The organism is Kitasatospora sp. NPDC002522, assembly GCF_053595195.1.
The window spans coordinates 19203-32754 of record NZ_JBSFXE010000058.1 but is presented as its reverse complement, the minus strand read 5'-3'; the positions used below and the strand labels follow the sequence as shown (position 1 = coordinate 32754).

Annotated in this window: 12 protein-coding genes; 8 read left to right on the top strand and 4 right to left on the bottom strand. The window is 72.0% G+C overall.

Annotated elements, in window-relative coordinates; genetic code table 11:
• Positions 1-163 precede the first annotated feature (163 nt).
• The 4 genes from ACWD4U_RS31960 to ACWD4U_RS31945 all read left to right on the top strand — a co-directional run bounded on the left by ACWD4U_RS31960 (position 164) and on the right by ACWD4U_RS31945 (position 4283).
• Positions 164-577, top strand: a complete 414-nt coding sequence (locus tag ACWD4U_RS31960) for a helix-turn-helix domain-containing protein (protein WP_363453125.1) — start codon at positions 164-166, stop codon at positions 575-577.
• Positions 577-936 (top strand): DUF4180 domain-containing protein, encoded by a 360-nt coding sequence (locus tag ACWD4U_RS31955; RefSeq protein ID WP_363453123.1) that lies wholly within the window; start codon positions 577-579, stop codon positions 934-936. The genes ACWD4U_RS31960 and ACWD4U_RS31955 overlap by 1 nt, the downstream gene beginning before the upstream one ends.
• A 378-nt stretch (positions 937-1314) precedes the next feature.
• On the top strand, positions 1315-3558 hold the full coding sequence (locus ACWD4U_RS31950; protein ID WP_449787369.1) for a M9 family metallopeptidase: 2244 nt from the start codon (positions 1315-1317) through the stop codon (positions 3556-3558).
• 74 nt (positions 3559-3632) lie between these two features.
• Positions 3633-4283 carry a dienelactone hydrolase family protein gene (locus ACWD4U_RS31945; RefSeq protein ID WP_363453119.1) on the top strand — a complete coding sequence of 217 codons (651 nt, stop codon included), beginning with the start codon at positions 3633-3635 and terminating at the stop codon, positions 4281-4283.
• Positions 4284-4290: 7 nt separating this feature from the next.
• Here the strand turns inward: ACWD4U_RS31945 and ACWD4U_RS31940 are convergent, their stop codons facing one another.
• Positions 4291-5121 carry a hypothetical protein gene (locus ACWD4U_RS31940; RefSeq protein WP_363453117.1) on the bottom strand — a complete coding sequence of 277 codons (831 nt, stop codon included), beginning with the start codon at positions 5119-5121 and terminating at the stop codon, positions 4291-4293.
• Between the two features lie 87 nt (positions 5122-5208).
• On the opposite strand from ACWD4U_RS31940, the gene ACWD4U_RS31935 reads away from it, so the two are divergent.
• Together ACWD4U_RS31935 and dnaE are read left to right on the top strand one after the other, a co-directional pair.
• Complete coding sequence (locus tag ACWD4U_RS31935; RefSeq protein ID WP_363453115.1) at positions 5209-5946, top strand: hypothetical protein; 738 nt, start codon at positions 5209-5211, stop codon at positions 5944-5946.
• A gap of 154 nt (positions 5947-6100) precedes the next feature.
• Entirely contained in the window at positions 6101-9634 is a 3534-nt protein-coding gene (dnaE, locus tag ACWD4U_RS31930) for a DNA polymerase III subunit alpha (RefSeq protein ID WP_363453113.1), read from the top strand.
• Positions 9635-9704: 70 nt separating this feature from the next.
• Here the strand turns inward: dnaE and ACWD4U_RS31925 are convergent, their stop codons facing one another.
• Together ACWD4U_RS31925 and ACWD4U_RS31920 are read right to left on the bottom strand one after the other, a co-directional pair.
• Entirely contained in the window at positions 9705-10334 is a 630-nt protein-coding gene (locus ACWD4U_RS31925) for an RDD family protein (RefSeq protein ID WP_363453111.1), read from the bottom strand.
• An 89-nt stretch (positions 10335-10423) separates the two neighbouring features.
• A complete protein-coding gene (locus ACWD4U_RS31920) occupies positions 10424-10873 on the bottom strand; it encodes a type II toxin-antitoxin system PemK/MazF family toxin (RefSeq protein ID WP_363453109.1) in 450 nt (149 codons plus the stop codon).
• Positions 10874-10966: 93 nt separating this feature from the next.
• Here ACWD4U_RS31920 and ACWD4U_RS31915 point away from each other — a divergent pair, with 93 nt between their 5' ends.
• Complete coding sequence (locus ACWD4U_RS31915) at positions 10967-11635, top strand: hypothetical protein (protein WP_363453108.1); 669 nt, start codon at positions 10967-10969, stop codon at positions 11633-11635.
• 23 nt (positions 11636-11658) lie between these two features.
• Here ACWD4U_RS31915 and ACWD4U_RS31910 read toward each other — a convergent pair whose 3' ends face one another.
• Positions 11659-12543, bottom strand: coding sequence for a LysR family transcriptional regulator (locus tag ACWD4U_RS31910; RefSeq protein WP_363453107.1), 885 nt, complete (start codon positions 12541-12543; stop codon positions 11659-11661).
• 71 nt (positions 12544-12614) lie between these two features.
• Between ACWD4U_RS31910 and ACWD4U_RS31905 the strand changes: the two genes are divergently transcribed.
• Entirely contained in the window at positions 12615-13442 is an 828-nt protein-coding gene (locus ACWD4U_RS31905; protein WP_363453105.1) for a dihydrodipicolinate synthase family protein, read from the top strand.
• The last annotated feature ends 110 nt before the right edge of the window (positions 13443-13552 follow it).

Here is a 13552-nt window from a genome sequence, read left to right as displayed (position 1 = left end):
ACACTCCGCCGACAGGTCCCTAACCAGCGATGACCGCAGTTCTCAATCAGTGGTCGGAGCGTCCCGGAGGACCGGGCGGCCATTCCTTCCGAGCCATCGAGGGCAACGCGCCATCAGCCATACCCGGTCCTCCCGGACCGCCTCACATTCTTAGGGATGCGCCATGCAGGAGTTCTACTCCGTCGAGGACGTGGCCGAGCTGCTCGGCCTCCACGTGAAGACGGTCCGCGGCTACGTGCGGGACGGGCGGCTGAAGGCCGTGCGGATCGGGAAGCAGTACCGGATCGCCCGGGCCGAGGTCGAGGCGTTCACCGGGGTGGAGCCGGCCGCGCCGGTCGCCCGGGCGGAGGTCTCGGCGGTGGTGCAGCTGGACGGGGTGGGCCGGGCGGAGGCGGACCGGCTGGTCACCGCGGTGCTGGCGGCCGCCGGGGCGTGGTCGGGCGGCCCGCGGCCGCTGTGGGTGCAGGGCGTGCGGGACGAGGAGCGCGGCGGGCTCCGGTTCGTGGTGCTGGGGGCGCCCCGCCGGGTGGGCGAACTGCTGGCGTTGATCGAGGACTTGACCGGAGGAGTGGAGTGATGGCGGTGCAGGAGCTGGCGGGGGTGCCGGTGCTGGTCTGCCCCGTGGCGGGCGAGCCGGTGGCGGGGGAGCGCGAGGCGCTGGACCTGCTGGGCGAGGCGGGCTACCTCGGGGCGCACTGGGTGGTGCTCCCGGTGGAGCGGCTCGGCGAGGAGTTCTTCCGGCTGCGCAGCGGCGTCGCGGGGGCGATCGTGCAGAAGTTCGCCCAGTACCGGATGCGACTCGCGGTGGTCGGCGACATCGCCGCCCACGTGGAGCGGTCCACGGCGCTGCGCGACTTCGTCCGGGAGAGCAACCGCGGCAGCCAACTGTGGTTCGCCGCGGACCTCGCAGAACTCTCCACCCGCCTGGGCGGTTAGGGCGCGCCTTGCGGATCGCGTCGGATCGGCGGGCGGCGGTGGGGCGCGTGCACCGGCGGCACCCGGCGCGGGGTGCCTCACGGCCGAAGGCTGCCGGGGGTCCACGCGGAGCGTGAGTGACTGACGAGACGCCGGCGGGGTGTGGGCCCCGGCGTCAGCCGCTGCGGCGGGCGGTCAACTCGGGGGTTATCCCGGTCAGTTGATTCGGGGGCAGGGACTTCCACCGCCGTGTGACGTATGCAATTGTACATGTCACACGGCCGTCGGGGGGAATCTCGGCGGCGTACCTTGCGCCGTGCCCCCAACGCGGCGTCATACCGGCCCGGAGGCCCCCACGTGCGAACCTTCCGGATACCGTTCGCGTCACCCGCGCGAACGCTGAGTCTGCTGCTCTCCCTCTGTCTGGCCCTCGGCTTCCTGGGCGTGTTCGCCCCGGGCAGCCGGGCGGCCGCCGCCCGACCGGGCGACCAGCCCGCCAAGCGCGTCAACTCGGCCGATTCCGCGCCGCGTTCGAGCATCGCGGCGGAGCGCCGCAAGGAGTCGGACCGCGACGTGCGGGCCGACGCCAGCAAGCGCCCGCCGGTCGTCGGCAGCGCACCCACCGCCGTCGCGTCCGGCGCCGCCCGGCCGCGGGCGCTGGCCGCCGCGGCCGCCTGCAACACCGGCGACTTCACCGGGAAGACCGGCAGCGCGCTGGTCGCCCAGATCAAGTCGGCGACCGTGGACTGCGTCAACACGCTGTTCAACCTGAAGGGCAACGACGCCAAACTCGCCTTCAACGAGGCGCAGATGGTCACCGTGGCGAACGCGCTGCGCGACCTCTCGCCGGGCTACCCCGGCGACGACTCCACCTCGGCCACCCAGGTCGTGCTCTACCTGCGGGCCGGCTACTTCGTGCAGTGGTACAACCCGGACGTGGTCGGCCCGTACGGCAGCGGTCTGAAGACCGCGATCCGCGGCGGCCTGGACGCGTTCTACGCCGCCCCGCACTCCCAGGACGTCACCGACGCCAACGGCGCCACCCTGGCCGAGGCGGTCACCCTGGTCGACAGCGCCGCCGAGAACGCCCGCTACCTGTACGTCGTGAAGCGGCTGCTGAACGGCTACAACAGCTCCTACAACGCCTCCTGGTGGATGCTGAACGCGGTCAACAACACCTACACGGTGCTCTGGCGCGGCCACCAGAACAGCGACTTCCTCCCCGCCGTGCAGGCCGACCCGAGCGTGCTGGACACCCTGGCCGCGTTCGCCTCGAACAACAACGCGCTGCTCGGTGGCGACAACGGCTACCTGGTCTCCAACGCCGGCCGCGAGCTCGGCCGCTTCCTGCAGTACCCGGCGCTCCAGGCCAAGGTCCGCCCGCTGGTGAAGAAACTGCTCGGGCAGAGCGCGATGACCGGCCGGACCGCCGCGCTGTGGGTCGGCCTCGCCGAGATGACCGACAGCTACGACCAGGCCAACTGCGCCTACTACGGCACCTGCGACCTGGCCGCCCGGCTCAAGGCGGCGGTGCTGGCGACCAGTTACACCTGCAGCCCGAGCATCCGGATCCTCGCCCAGGCCCTGACCTCCGACCAGCTCACCACCGCCTGCACCAGCCTGACCGGCCAGGACGCCTACGTCCACGGCGTGGTGCGGGACAACGGGCCGGTGGCGAACGACGGCAACTCCACCATCGAGGTCGCCGTCTTCCACTCCAGCAGCGACTACCAGACCTACGCCGGCGCGATCTTCGGCATCTCCACCGACAACGGCGGCATGTACCTGGAGGGCGACCCGGCGGCCGCCGGCAACCAGCCGCGGTTCGTCGCCTACGAGGCCGAGTGGGTCCGCCCCGCCTTCCAGATCTGGAACCTCAACCACGAGTACACCCACTACCTCGACGGCCGGTTCGACATGTACGGCGACTTCAACGCCGGCATGGTCACCCCGACCGTCTGGTGGGTCGAGGGCTTCGCCGAGTACGTGTCCTACTCGTACCGCAACGTCGAGTACACCGACGCCATCGCCCAGGCCGGCCAGCACACCTACGCGCTGTCCACCCTGTTCGACACCACCTACGACAACGCCGACCAGACCCGGATCTACAACTGGGGCTACCTGGCGGTCCGTTACATGCTCCAGTCGCACCGCGCCGACATGGACGCGCTGCTCGCCAAGTACCGGACCGGCGACTGGAACGGCGCCCGCACGCTGCTCAAGACCACCATCGGCACCCGCTACGACGCCGACTTCAACGCCTGGCTGACCGCCTGCAACGGCGGCAACTGCGGACCGACCGTCCCCACCGCCCCCGAGTGCACCGGCGCCGACACCCGGCAGCTCGACAAGAACTGCCGCCGCTCCGGCGTCGCCGCCACCACCGGCAACTACGCCTACTTCTACCTGTACGTGCCCGCCGGGACCACCAGCCTCACCATCACCGCCGACGGCGGCACCGGCAACGCCGACCTCTACTACAACCGCTCCGCCTGGGCCACCACCGGGTCGTACACGGCGAAGTCCACCACCACCGGCAACCACGAGAGCCTGACCGTCGCCAACCCGCCGGCCGGCTACAACTACATCAGCCTGTACGCCCAGCAGGGCTTCACCGGGGCGTCCGTGACGACCTCGTACTGAGCCCCGCCGCCCGGCGGCCCCGCACCGACGGCCCGGTCCACCGCACGGTGGGCCGGGCCCGCGCACATCCCGGGATGGGCGATCATGGAGGGTCGAGCGCCCGCGACCCGAAGGAGAGCCCCACCGTGGCCGAGATCGTCCTGTTCCACTCCGCGTACGGCCTGCGCCCCGCGGTCCACCAGGCCGCCGACCGGCTGCGCGCCGCCGGACACACCGTGCACACCCCCGACCTGTACGACGGGCACACCTTCGAGGACATCGAGGAGGGCATGGCCCACCGCGACGGCATCGGCAACGACGAACTGCTGCGCCGCGCCGTCACCGCGGTCGCCCCGCTGCTGCCCGCGGCGCCCGGCGAGCGGCCCGGCCTGCTGTACGCCGGGTACTCGCTCGGCGGTTCGATCGCCCAGAACCTCGCCCTGGCCGACCAGCAGGCCCGCGGCCTGCTGCTCCTGCACGGCACCTCCGACCTGCGCGAGGACGCCGCCACCGAGATCCCGGTGCAGCTGCACGTGGCCGAACCGGACCCGTTCGAGTCCGAGGACTGGCTGAACACCTGGTACCTGCGGATGACCCGGGCCGGGGCCGATGTGGAGGTCCACCGCTACCGCGGCGCGGGCCACCTCTACACCGACCCCGAACTGCCCGACTACGACGCCGAGGCCGCCGAGCGGACCTGGGCCGCCGCCCTCGCCTTCCTCGACGAGCTGGACGCCCAGGGCTGACGCACCGTCAGACGGCGGGCGGAGCGGCCGGCGGCGGGGGAGCCTGCGGCACCGGCGGGTACGCGTACGCCGCGCCGCCGGTCGGGGCCGCGGGCGGCGGCACCGGAGGCGCGACGGGCGGCGCCGCCGGGGCTGCTGCGGGCTGCTGCGGCGGGAAGCCGTAGGCCTGCCCCGGCTGCTGCGGCGGCGCGGGGTACAGCTGCGGCTGGTGCGGCTGCGCCTGCGGCGGCTGCGGCTGGTACGGGGCCAGGTCGGCCGGGGCGGGCGCGGGCACCGGGCCCGGCTGCTGCGGCGGGACGCCCCACGCGCCCGGCTGCGGCTGCTGGTGGGGCTGCTGGTGCGGGCCGGGGTAGCCGAACGGCTGGGCCGGACGGTACGGGGCCGGGGCGCCGGACGCGCGGGTGACGGCCACCACCAGGACGGTGATCAGCGCGATCAGCACGCTGAGCGGATACGTCAGGTTGAGCAGCAGGCTGTCGACCGGGCTGTAGAGCTCCCGCCATCCGCCGAGCCGGATCGCCAGCACCAGGTTCGACACCGCGATGTACCCGTCGACCGAGGTCAGCACCACCGCGCCCGGGCGGGCCCAGGACTTGCCGGTGAACGCGCCGATCGCCAGCACCAGGTAGGCGACGGTGAACGGCAGGCTGAAGCCGACCAGGGTGAGCGCGTGCTCGGTGAAGTCGAACCCGGCCGCGGCCAGGAGGTACCCCGGGCCCTGCTGGACCAGGTAGTAGCCGAGGACGGCGAGCGCGGCGATCACCTGGACCAGCATCAGCACCCCGATGCCGGGCAGGCCGCCGGGCCGGGGCTTCTGCGGTGGTTGGCCGAAGGCCATGGTGGAGTCCCTCCCCTGAACACGCTTGTGGTGCCCAGAGGTTAGCGCGCACCCGAGCGTCGGCGGCAGGTCCTAGGGTGGCGTGCCGTGGAGAGCACCGACGAGATCGTCATCGGGTTCGCGGACGGACGGACCCCGCTGCGCCGCCCCACGCGCGAGGAGCTGGGGGCGGCGGTCCGGGAGCGGGTGACCGAGCGCGACCCGTTCCTGGTCGTGGGCCGGCCGCACGCCGGGGACGGCCTGTTCGTCCAGGCGTACCGGCACGGCCCCGACGACTGGCAGGTGGAGTACCGGCACGGATCCGCGGCCACGCACCACCAGGCCGTGGACAACCAGTCCTGGCGGGCCACCGAGCAGGTGCTGTGGAGCTGGATCGCGGCCGAGCCGGGCTGGCGGGACCAGCTGGCCTGGTTCCCGCTCGACCTCCCGGCCCGGCAGGTCCCGGTCGCGTACGAGCCGCACTTCCGCACCCGGTGGATCGGCGTCCACGACGGCGGTCAGTTCTTCGGCGACGTCACCGGGGCGTCCGGCCTGGCGGGCTGGGCGGTCGTGCTGCACCGCTTCGACGCGGACGGGAACCACCTGGGCAGCGACATCCGCGAGTTCCCCGACGGGGAGGAGGCGGAGCACGAGCTCGCCCGGATGCTCGGGGCGCTGCCCGGCGTGGTCCACGGGCCGATCGTCATCCGCCCGTTCGAGGTCCGGGCCCTCGGCCTCCGCTGGGGACTGATCGACGGGGCCCGGGAGGACGGCCGGGAGCACTACGAGCTGGAGCCGCAGCAGCTCGGGTTCGGCGTGCCGTTCGACGGGCTGTACGACACCTGAGGCCTCCGCGCGCGAAGCACCGCGGCGGTCGACTCGACCGGGTCGGGTTGGCACTAGACTCGGGGACGCGAACCCGGAAGCCGTGGTCCGAGCCCTGGTGGTGGCTCGGGCCTTACGTGTTTCAGCCCTCACCCAGGACCCCGGAGGCCCCGCCTTGAGCGACCAGCCGTACGCGCACCTGCACGTCCACACCGAGTACTCGATGCTGGACGGCGCCGCCCGGCTGAAGCAGTTGTTCAAGGAGGTCGAGCGGCTCGGGCAGACCCACGTCGCGATGACCGACCACGGCAACATGTACGGCGCCGCGGAGTTCCACAAGCAGGCCACCGCCGCCGGCATCACCCCGGTGATCGGCATCGAGGCGTACGTCGCGCCGGAGTCCCGGTCCAACACCAAGCGCATCCTGTGGGGCCAGCCGCACCAGAAGAAGGACGACGTCTCCGCGTCCGGCGCCTACACCCACAAGACCATCTGGGCCCGCGACAAGCAGGGCCTGCACAACCTCTTCAAGCTGACCTCGCGCTCCTACGCCGAGGGCTGGCTGGTGAAGTGGCCCCGGATGGACAAGGAGATCATCGCCGAGCACGCGGCGGGCCTGATGGCCACCACCGGCTGCCCGTCCGGCGAGGTGCAGACCCGGCTTCGGCTCGGCCAGTTCGACGAGGCGGTCCGCTCGGCCGGCGAGTACCAGGACATCTTCGGCAAGGAGAACTACTTCCTGGAGCTGATGGACCACGGCCTCGACATCGAGACCCGGGTCCGCGACGGCCTGATCGAGATCAGCAGGAAGCTGAACATCCCGCCGGTGGTCACCAACGACTCGCACTACACCACCGAGTCCGACGCCGGCGCCCACGACCTGCTGCTGTGCGTGCAGACCGGCAAGAACCTCTCCGACCCGGACCGCTTCCGGTTCGACGGCACCGGCTACTACATCAAGTCCGCCGCCGAGATGTACGGCCTGGACTCCTCGGACATCTGGCAGGAGGGCTGCCGCAACAGCCAGCTGCTGGTGGCGCAGCGGGTCGACACCGCGGGCATGTTCGAGTTCAAGAACCTGATGCCGCGCTTCCCGATCCCGGAGGGCTTCGAGTCCGAGGCGGACTTCTTCAAGTCCAAGGTCTGGGAGGGCATGGACTGGCGCTTCCCGGGCGGTTACGACGAGGAGCACAAGAAGCTCGCCGAGTACGAGATGGACACCATCATCCAGATGGGGTTCCCGGCGTACTTCCTCGTGGTCGCCGACTTCATCATGTGGGCGAAGAGCCAGGGCATCGCGGTCGGCCCCGGCCGTGGCTCCGCGGCCGGCTCGCTGGTCGCCTACGCGATGGGCATCACCGACCTCGACCCGATCCCGCACGGCCTGATCTTCGAGCGCTTCCTCAACCCCGAGCGCATCTCCATGCCCGACGTCGACATCGACTTCGACGAGCGCCGGCGCGGCGACGTGATCCGGTACGTGACCGAGAAGTGGGGATCCGACAAGGTCGCCATGATCGTCACGTACGGCACCATCAAGGCGAAGGCCGCCATCAAGGACTCCTCGCGCGTCCTCGGCTACCCGTACGCGATGGGCGACCGGATCACCAAGGCGATGCCGCCGGACGTGATGGGCAAGGGCATCCCGCTGTCCGGCATCACCGACTCCTCGCACCCCCGCTACAGCGAGGCCGGCGAGATCCGCGGCCTGTACGAGAACGACCCGGACGTCAAGAAGGTCATCGACACCGCGCGCGGCATCGAGGGCCTGATCCGCCAGCCCGGCGTGCACGCGGCCGGCGTCATCATGTCCGCGGAGCCGCTCACCGACCACATCCCGGTCTGGACCCGGCACACCGACGGCGTCACCATCACGCAGTTCGACTACCCCACCTGCGAGGGCCTCGGCCTTCTCAAGATGGACTTCCTCGGCCTGCGCAACCTGACGATCATGGACGACGCCGTCAAGGCGATCGAGAAGAACAAGGGCGAGAAGATCGAGCTGCTCAAGCTGCCGCTCGACGACAAGCCCACCTACGAGCTGCTCGCCCGCGGCGACACGCTCGGCGTCTTCCAGCTCGACGGCGGGCCGATGCGCTCGCTGCTGCGCCTGATGAAGCCCGACAACTTCGAGGACATCTCCGCCGTCCTGGCGCTGTACCGGCCCGGTCCGATGGGCGTCAACTCGCACACCAACTACGCCCTGCGCAAGAACGGTCAGCAGGACATCACCCCGATCCACCCGGAGCTGGAGGAGCCGCTCAAGGAGATCCTGGAGCCCACCTACGGCCTGATCGTCTACCAGGAGCAGGTGCAGAAGGCCGCGCAGATCCTGGCCGGCTACTCGCTCGGCCAGGCCGACCTGCTGCGCCGCGCGATGGGCAAGAAGAAGAAGGAGATCCTGGAGGCGGAGTTCGTCCCCTTCCAGAAGGGCTGCCGCGAGCGCGGCTACTCCGACGCCGCGATCCAGGCGGTGTGGGACGTCCTGGTCCCGTTCTCCGGCTACGCGTTCAACAAGGCGCACACCGCGGGCTACGGGCTGGTCTCGTACTGGACGGCGTACCTCAAGGCCAACTACCCGGCCGAGTACATGTCCGGCCTGCTCACCTCGGTCAAGGACGACAAGGACAAGTCCGCGGTCTACCTCAACGAGGCCCGCAAGATGGGCATCAGCGTGCTGCCGCCGGACGTCAACGAGTCCGACGCCGACTTCACGCCGCACGGCAGCGACACCGTCCGGTTCGGCCTGACCGCCATCCGCAACGTCGGCGGCCCGGTGGTGGAGTCGATGATCCGCACCCGCAAGGCCAAGGGGAAGTTCACGTCCTTCCCGGACTTCCTGGACAAGGTCGAGTCGGTGGTCTGCAACAAGCGCACCGTCGAATCGCTGATCAAGGCCGGCTCGTTCGACTCGCTCGGGCACACCCGCAAGGGCCTGACCGCGCAGTTCGAGCCGATGATCGACAACGTGGTCGGGATCAAGCGCAAGGAGGCGGAGGGCCAGTTCGACCTGTTCGGCGGCGACTCCGTCTCCGACGAGCCGTCCTTCGGCCTGGACGTCGTCTTCTCCGAGGAGGAGTGGGAGAAGTCCTTCCTGCTCACCCAGGAGCGGGAGATGCTCGGCCTGTACGTCTCCTCGCACCCGCTGAACGGCATCGAGCACGTCCTCGCCGACAAGTCGGACTGCGCGGTCGCCGACCTCGCCGAGCGCCCCGACGGCACCATCGTCACCATCGGCGGCATCATCTCGGGCCTGCAGCGCAAGATGACCAAGCAGGGCAACGCCTGGGCGATCGCCACCGTCGAGGACCTGGCCGGCTCCATCGACTGCATGTTCTTCCCCGCCAGCTACCAGCTGGTCTCCTCGCAACTGGTCGAGGACGCCGTGGTGTTCGTCCGCGGCAAGCTCGACAAGCGGGAGGACGTGCCCCGGCTGATGGGCATGGAGCTGTCCGTCCCGGACCTGTCGAACGTCGGGGCGCAGCTGCCGATCGTGATCACCGTGCCGGACAACAAGCTGACGCCGCCGCTGGTCGCCCGGCTCGGCGAGGTGCTGGGCAGCCACCGCGGGACCACCGAGGTGCACGTCCACCTGCGCGGCCGCACCAAGACGGTGGTGCTGCGGCTGGACCGGCACCGGGTGAAGTCGGACCCGGCGCTGTTCGGCGACCTCAAGCAGCTGCTCGGGCCGAGCTGCCTGGCGAGCTGAGCCACCGCGACGAGGAAGGCCCCCGGCGGAGTTCCGCCGGAGGCCTTCGTCAGCTGGTGCCGAGGGTGTGTCAGTTCTCCTTGACGACGACCGTCTTGGCGGCCTTGTCGTGCAGGGCCTGCTGCAGCGGCTTGTCCCAGAGCTGCCAGAGGCCGTTGACCAGCATGAACAGGCTGCCCAGGCACGGGACGACCGCCGGGCCGCCCCAGACGCCGGCGCGGGCCCAGAACTCGTTGTCGGTCGGGCGGCCGCCGTGGGCCAGGCTGACCACGCGGATCTTCATGACCTTCTTGCCCAGCGTCTGGCCGTGCTGGGTGAGCATCATGACGCCGTCGTAGACCACGTAGGCGGCCGCGAACAGCAGCAGGAAGACGAAGTTGTAGCCGATGATGCTGCTCAGGATGCCCAGCACGACGCCTATGATCACGCCGTCCAGCAGGCGGGCCACGAAGCGGTCCACGGGGGTGGCGAGGGTGCGGGTGCCCGGGGCCGGCGGCATGCCGGGCGGCACCTGGCCGAGCCAGCCCGGGAGCTGGCCCTGCGGCGCGCCGTAGCCCGGGGCGCCGTAACCCGGAGTGCCGTAACCGGCCGGCGGCGGGGTGCCGTAACCGGGGGTCTGCGGCGGCTGCTGCTGGCCGTACGGGTTCTTCTCGTACGGGTCCTGCGGTGCCCCGTAACCAGGCGGGGTGTTGCTGCTCATGCGTCCGACTCCCGGTCATGTATGAGGAATGCTGGTCACGTTCTACCCGGCAAATGCCAGGTCAGGGAAGATGGTCCGCAAATCGTTACTCAGTACCATTGGTAACGGCGCTTCAGCGAATCGATGACCAGATTGAAACGGGCCCGGTCAAGGGCGCACGCCTCGCGCCGCATCCCGCCGTCGTGGACCCGGAACACCCGGTCCAGCGCCACCCAGGAGTCCCGGCCGGTGCGGTCCCACGGGCCGGAACCCAGCGGCACCCAGTCCCGGTCGTGGTCGTGGCCCTTGCTGGAGAGCATCACGGTCAGCAGGGTGCCGTGCGGCTCGCGGGCCACCACCAGCACCGGGCGGTCCTTGCCCCGGCCGTCGTTCTCCTCGTACGGCACCCAGGTCCAGACGATCTCGCCCGGGTCCGGGTCGCCGTCGTGGTCGGGCGCGTACTCGGTGCGCACCCCGGTCATCCGCTCGGCGTCGATCTCCACCGTGGCGTCCGGCCCGAAGCGGCCCGGCTGTTCCGTGTCCTCGTTCAACTCACGCATGGCGGAAGGCTATCGACCGCCGGGCGCGCCCTGTCCGCCGGGGCGTTCGCCGCCTATCGTCGAACGTGTGGACGGCGGGGAGGGGGCGTCGGTGTGAACACGGACCAGCGGGTGGTGCGGCGCAGTCCGCTGCTGTCCCGGCTGCTGACCGTCGCCGCGGCGACCGCCGCCCTGCTGCTGGTCTACGCCGTCGTGCGCGACAACCTGCCGGACGGGACCGGCTGGCCGCGGCTGCTCGACGTGCAGAGCGCCACCACCACCGCCGTCGCGACCGGCGGCGCGGCCCTGGCCAGGGCCCAGTACGCCCGCGCGGTCCGGCCCGCGCTCGGCTTCAGCGGCCGGGTCGCCGACGGCCTCGCCCCGGACGGTCGGCTGGTGTGGGCCGCGCACGTGCTGAACGCCGCGCAGGACGTCGCCGTGGTCACCGACATCGCGTACGCCGTCCGACTCCGCGCCGCCGACGGGACGGCCGAACCGGTCGGCCCGTGGACCGCGCTGGAGGCCGTGGTGGCGCGGATCGAGGGCCGCGGACTCGCCTGGCACCGGGACTTCTTCCTGGTCAACTACGGCCCGGGCGCCCCGTTCGGGCCGCAGGCCAACCGGGTCATCGCCTGGTTCACCGAGGCGGCCATGGCGCAGGTCGAGGAGGTGTACCTGCGGCTGCGGGTCGCGGACCGGGTCGGCGACGAGCACGAGCGGATTCTGCGCTGCCTGAAGAACGCCGAGCGGCACCCCACCGGGCCGACGCCCCAGGTGCTCTGACGACCCGTTCGCCCGCGGCGGCGTCAGGTGGCCCGCAGCTCGGCCGGGATGACCGCGTGCAGCGCCGCCGCGAAGGCCGCGACCGCCGGGTGGGCGGCGCCGCCGGCCCGGAAGGCGGTGCGGGTGCGCCGGTAGACCGGCAGCCGGTTCAGGGTCACCCCCGGCGGGCGGCGCGACGTGCCCAGGTGCGGCACCAGCGCCACCCCCTGGCCGACCGCGACCAGGGCCAGCTGGGCCTCGAAGTCGTCCACCCGGTGCCGGACCCGCGGGCTGAACCCGGCCGCCTGGCAGGCCCGCAGCGCCATGGTGTGGCAGAGCGTGCCGACCGGGGCGGTGATCCACGGGCTGTCCCGGTGGTCCGCGAGGCCGCAGGTGCCGGGCGCGGCCAGGTACATCGGCTCGGCGAAGACCGGGCCGGTGAGGGCGATCCCCGGTTCCGGCTCGGCCGGCACCAGGTCGTACTCGTGCACCAGCGCCACGTCCAGCTCGCCCGCGCGCAGCGCCCCGGCCACCGCGGCCGGGTCCACCTCGCTCACCATCGCCTCCAACTCCGGGTGCCGCGCCGCCAGCTCGGCCAGCGCCGCGGGCACCAGGGCGCGCACCGCGGACGGGAACGCGCCGATCCGCAGCGGACCGGCCAGCCCGCGCCGGGCGTGCGCCAGCTCCGCGTCCGCGCGCTCCAGCAGCTCCAGCACCGCCTCGGCGTGCCGCACCAGGTTCCGCCCGGCCGGGGTGAGCGCCACCCGCCGCCCCGACCGCTCCAGCAGCGGCACCCCGGCCTCCCGCTCCAGCACCGACAGCTGCTGGGACACCGCCGAAGGGCTGAACGCCAGCGCCTCGGCGACCGCCGCGATGGTGCCGTGGTGGGCCAGTTCGCGCAGCAGGCGCAGTCGTCGCACATCGAGCATCGGCCCAGCTTACGAGAACCATCGGAAATGTGAACTGGACCTGCACGGTCGCCGCCCGGCAGGCTTCCCGCATGGAACTCCACGGCATCCACATCCCGCTGGTCACTCCCTTCACCGCCGACGGCGACCTCGCCCCGGAAGCGCTGGAACGCCTCGCCCGGGAGTGCCTGGAAGCCGGCGCCGCCGGACTGGTCGCCCTCGGCACCACCGGCGAACCCGGCTCGCTGACCACCGCCGAACAGCACACCGTGATCGAGGTCTGCCGGAAGGTCAGCGCCGAGTACGGCACCCCGCTGACCGTCGGCGCCGGCCACGGCGGCACCGCCCGCACCGCGGAGGCGCTCGCCGCGCTCGACGGTCTCGCGGACGCCGCGCTGGTCGCCGTCCCCGCCTTCGTCCGCCCCGGCGAGGCCGGGGTGCTGGCCCACTTCCGGGCCCTCGCCGCGGCCTCCCCGGTGCCGCTGGTGATCTACCACATCCCGTACCGCACCGGTCAGCCGCTCGGCGCCGCCACCCTGCTGGAGCTGCTCGCGCTGCCCGAGGTGGCCGGGATCAAGTACGCGCCGGGCGGCATCGACGAGGAGAGCGTCGCGCTGTTCGGCGCCGCGCCGCGCGGCGTGCTGGCCGGCGACGACCTCTTCCTCTCGCCGCTGCTCGCGATGGGCGCGGCCGGCGGCATCCTGGCCTCCGCCCACCTGGAGACCGACCGGTTCGTCGCCCTCGACCGGGCCTGGCACGACGGCGACCCGACGACCGCCCGGGCCCTCGGCCGGGAACTCGCCGAGGTCTCCCGGGCCGCGTTCGCCGGACCCAACCCCACCGCCCTGAAGGCGCTGCTGCACGCGGCCGGCCGCATCCCCAGCCCCGCGGTCCGCCTCCCGCTGCTCGCCCACACCTGAGCACCGCCCCCCGCGGTGCAGATCTTGCGGCCGGGACGCGGCCCGACCGCAGGGCTTCCCGCCCGGGACGGCAAGCGTTCACGTCTTGGGACGGATCCGCGAAAACCCGC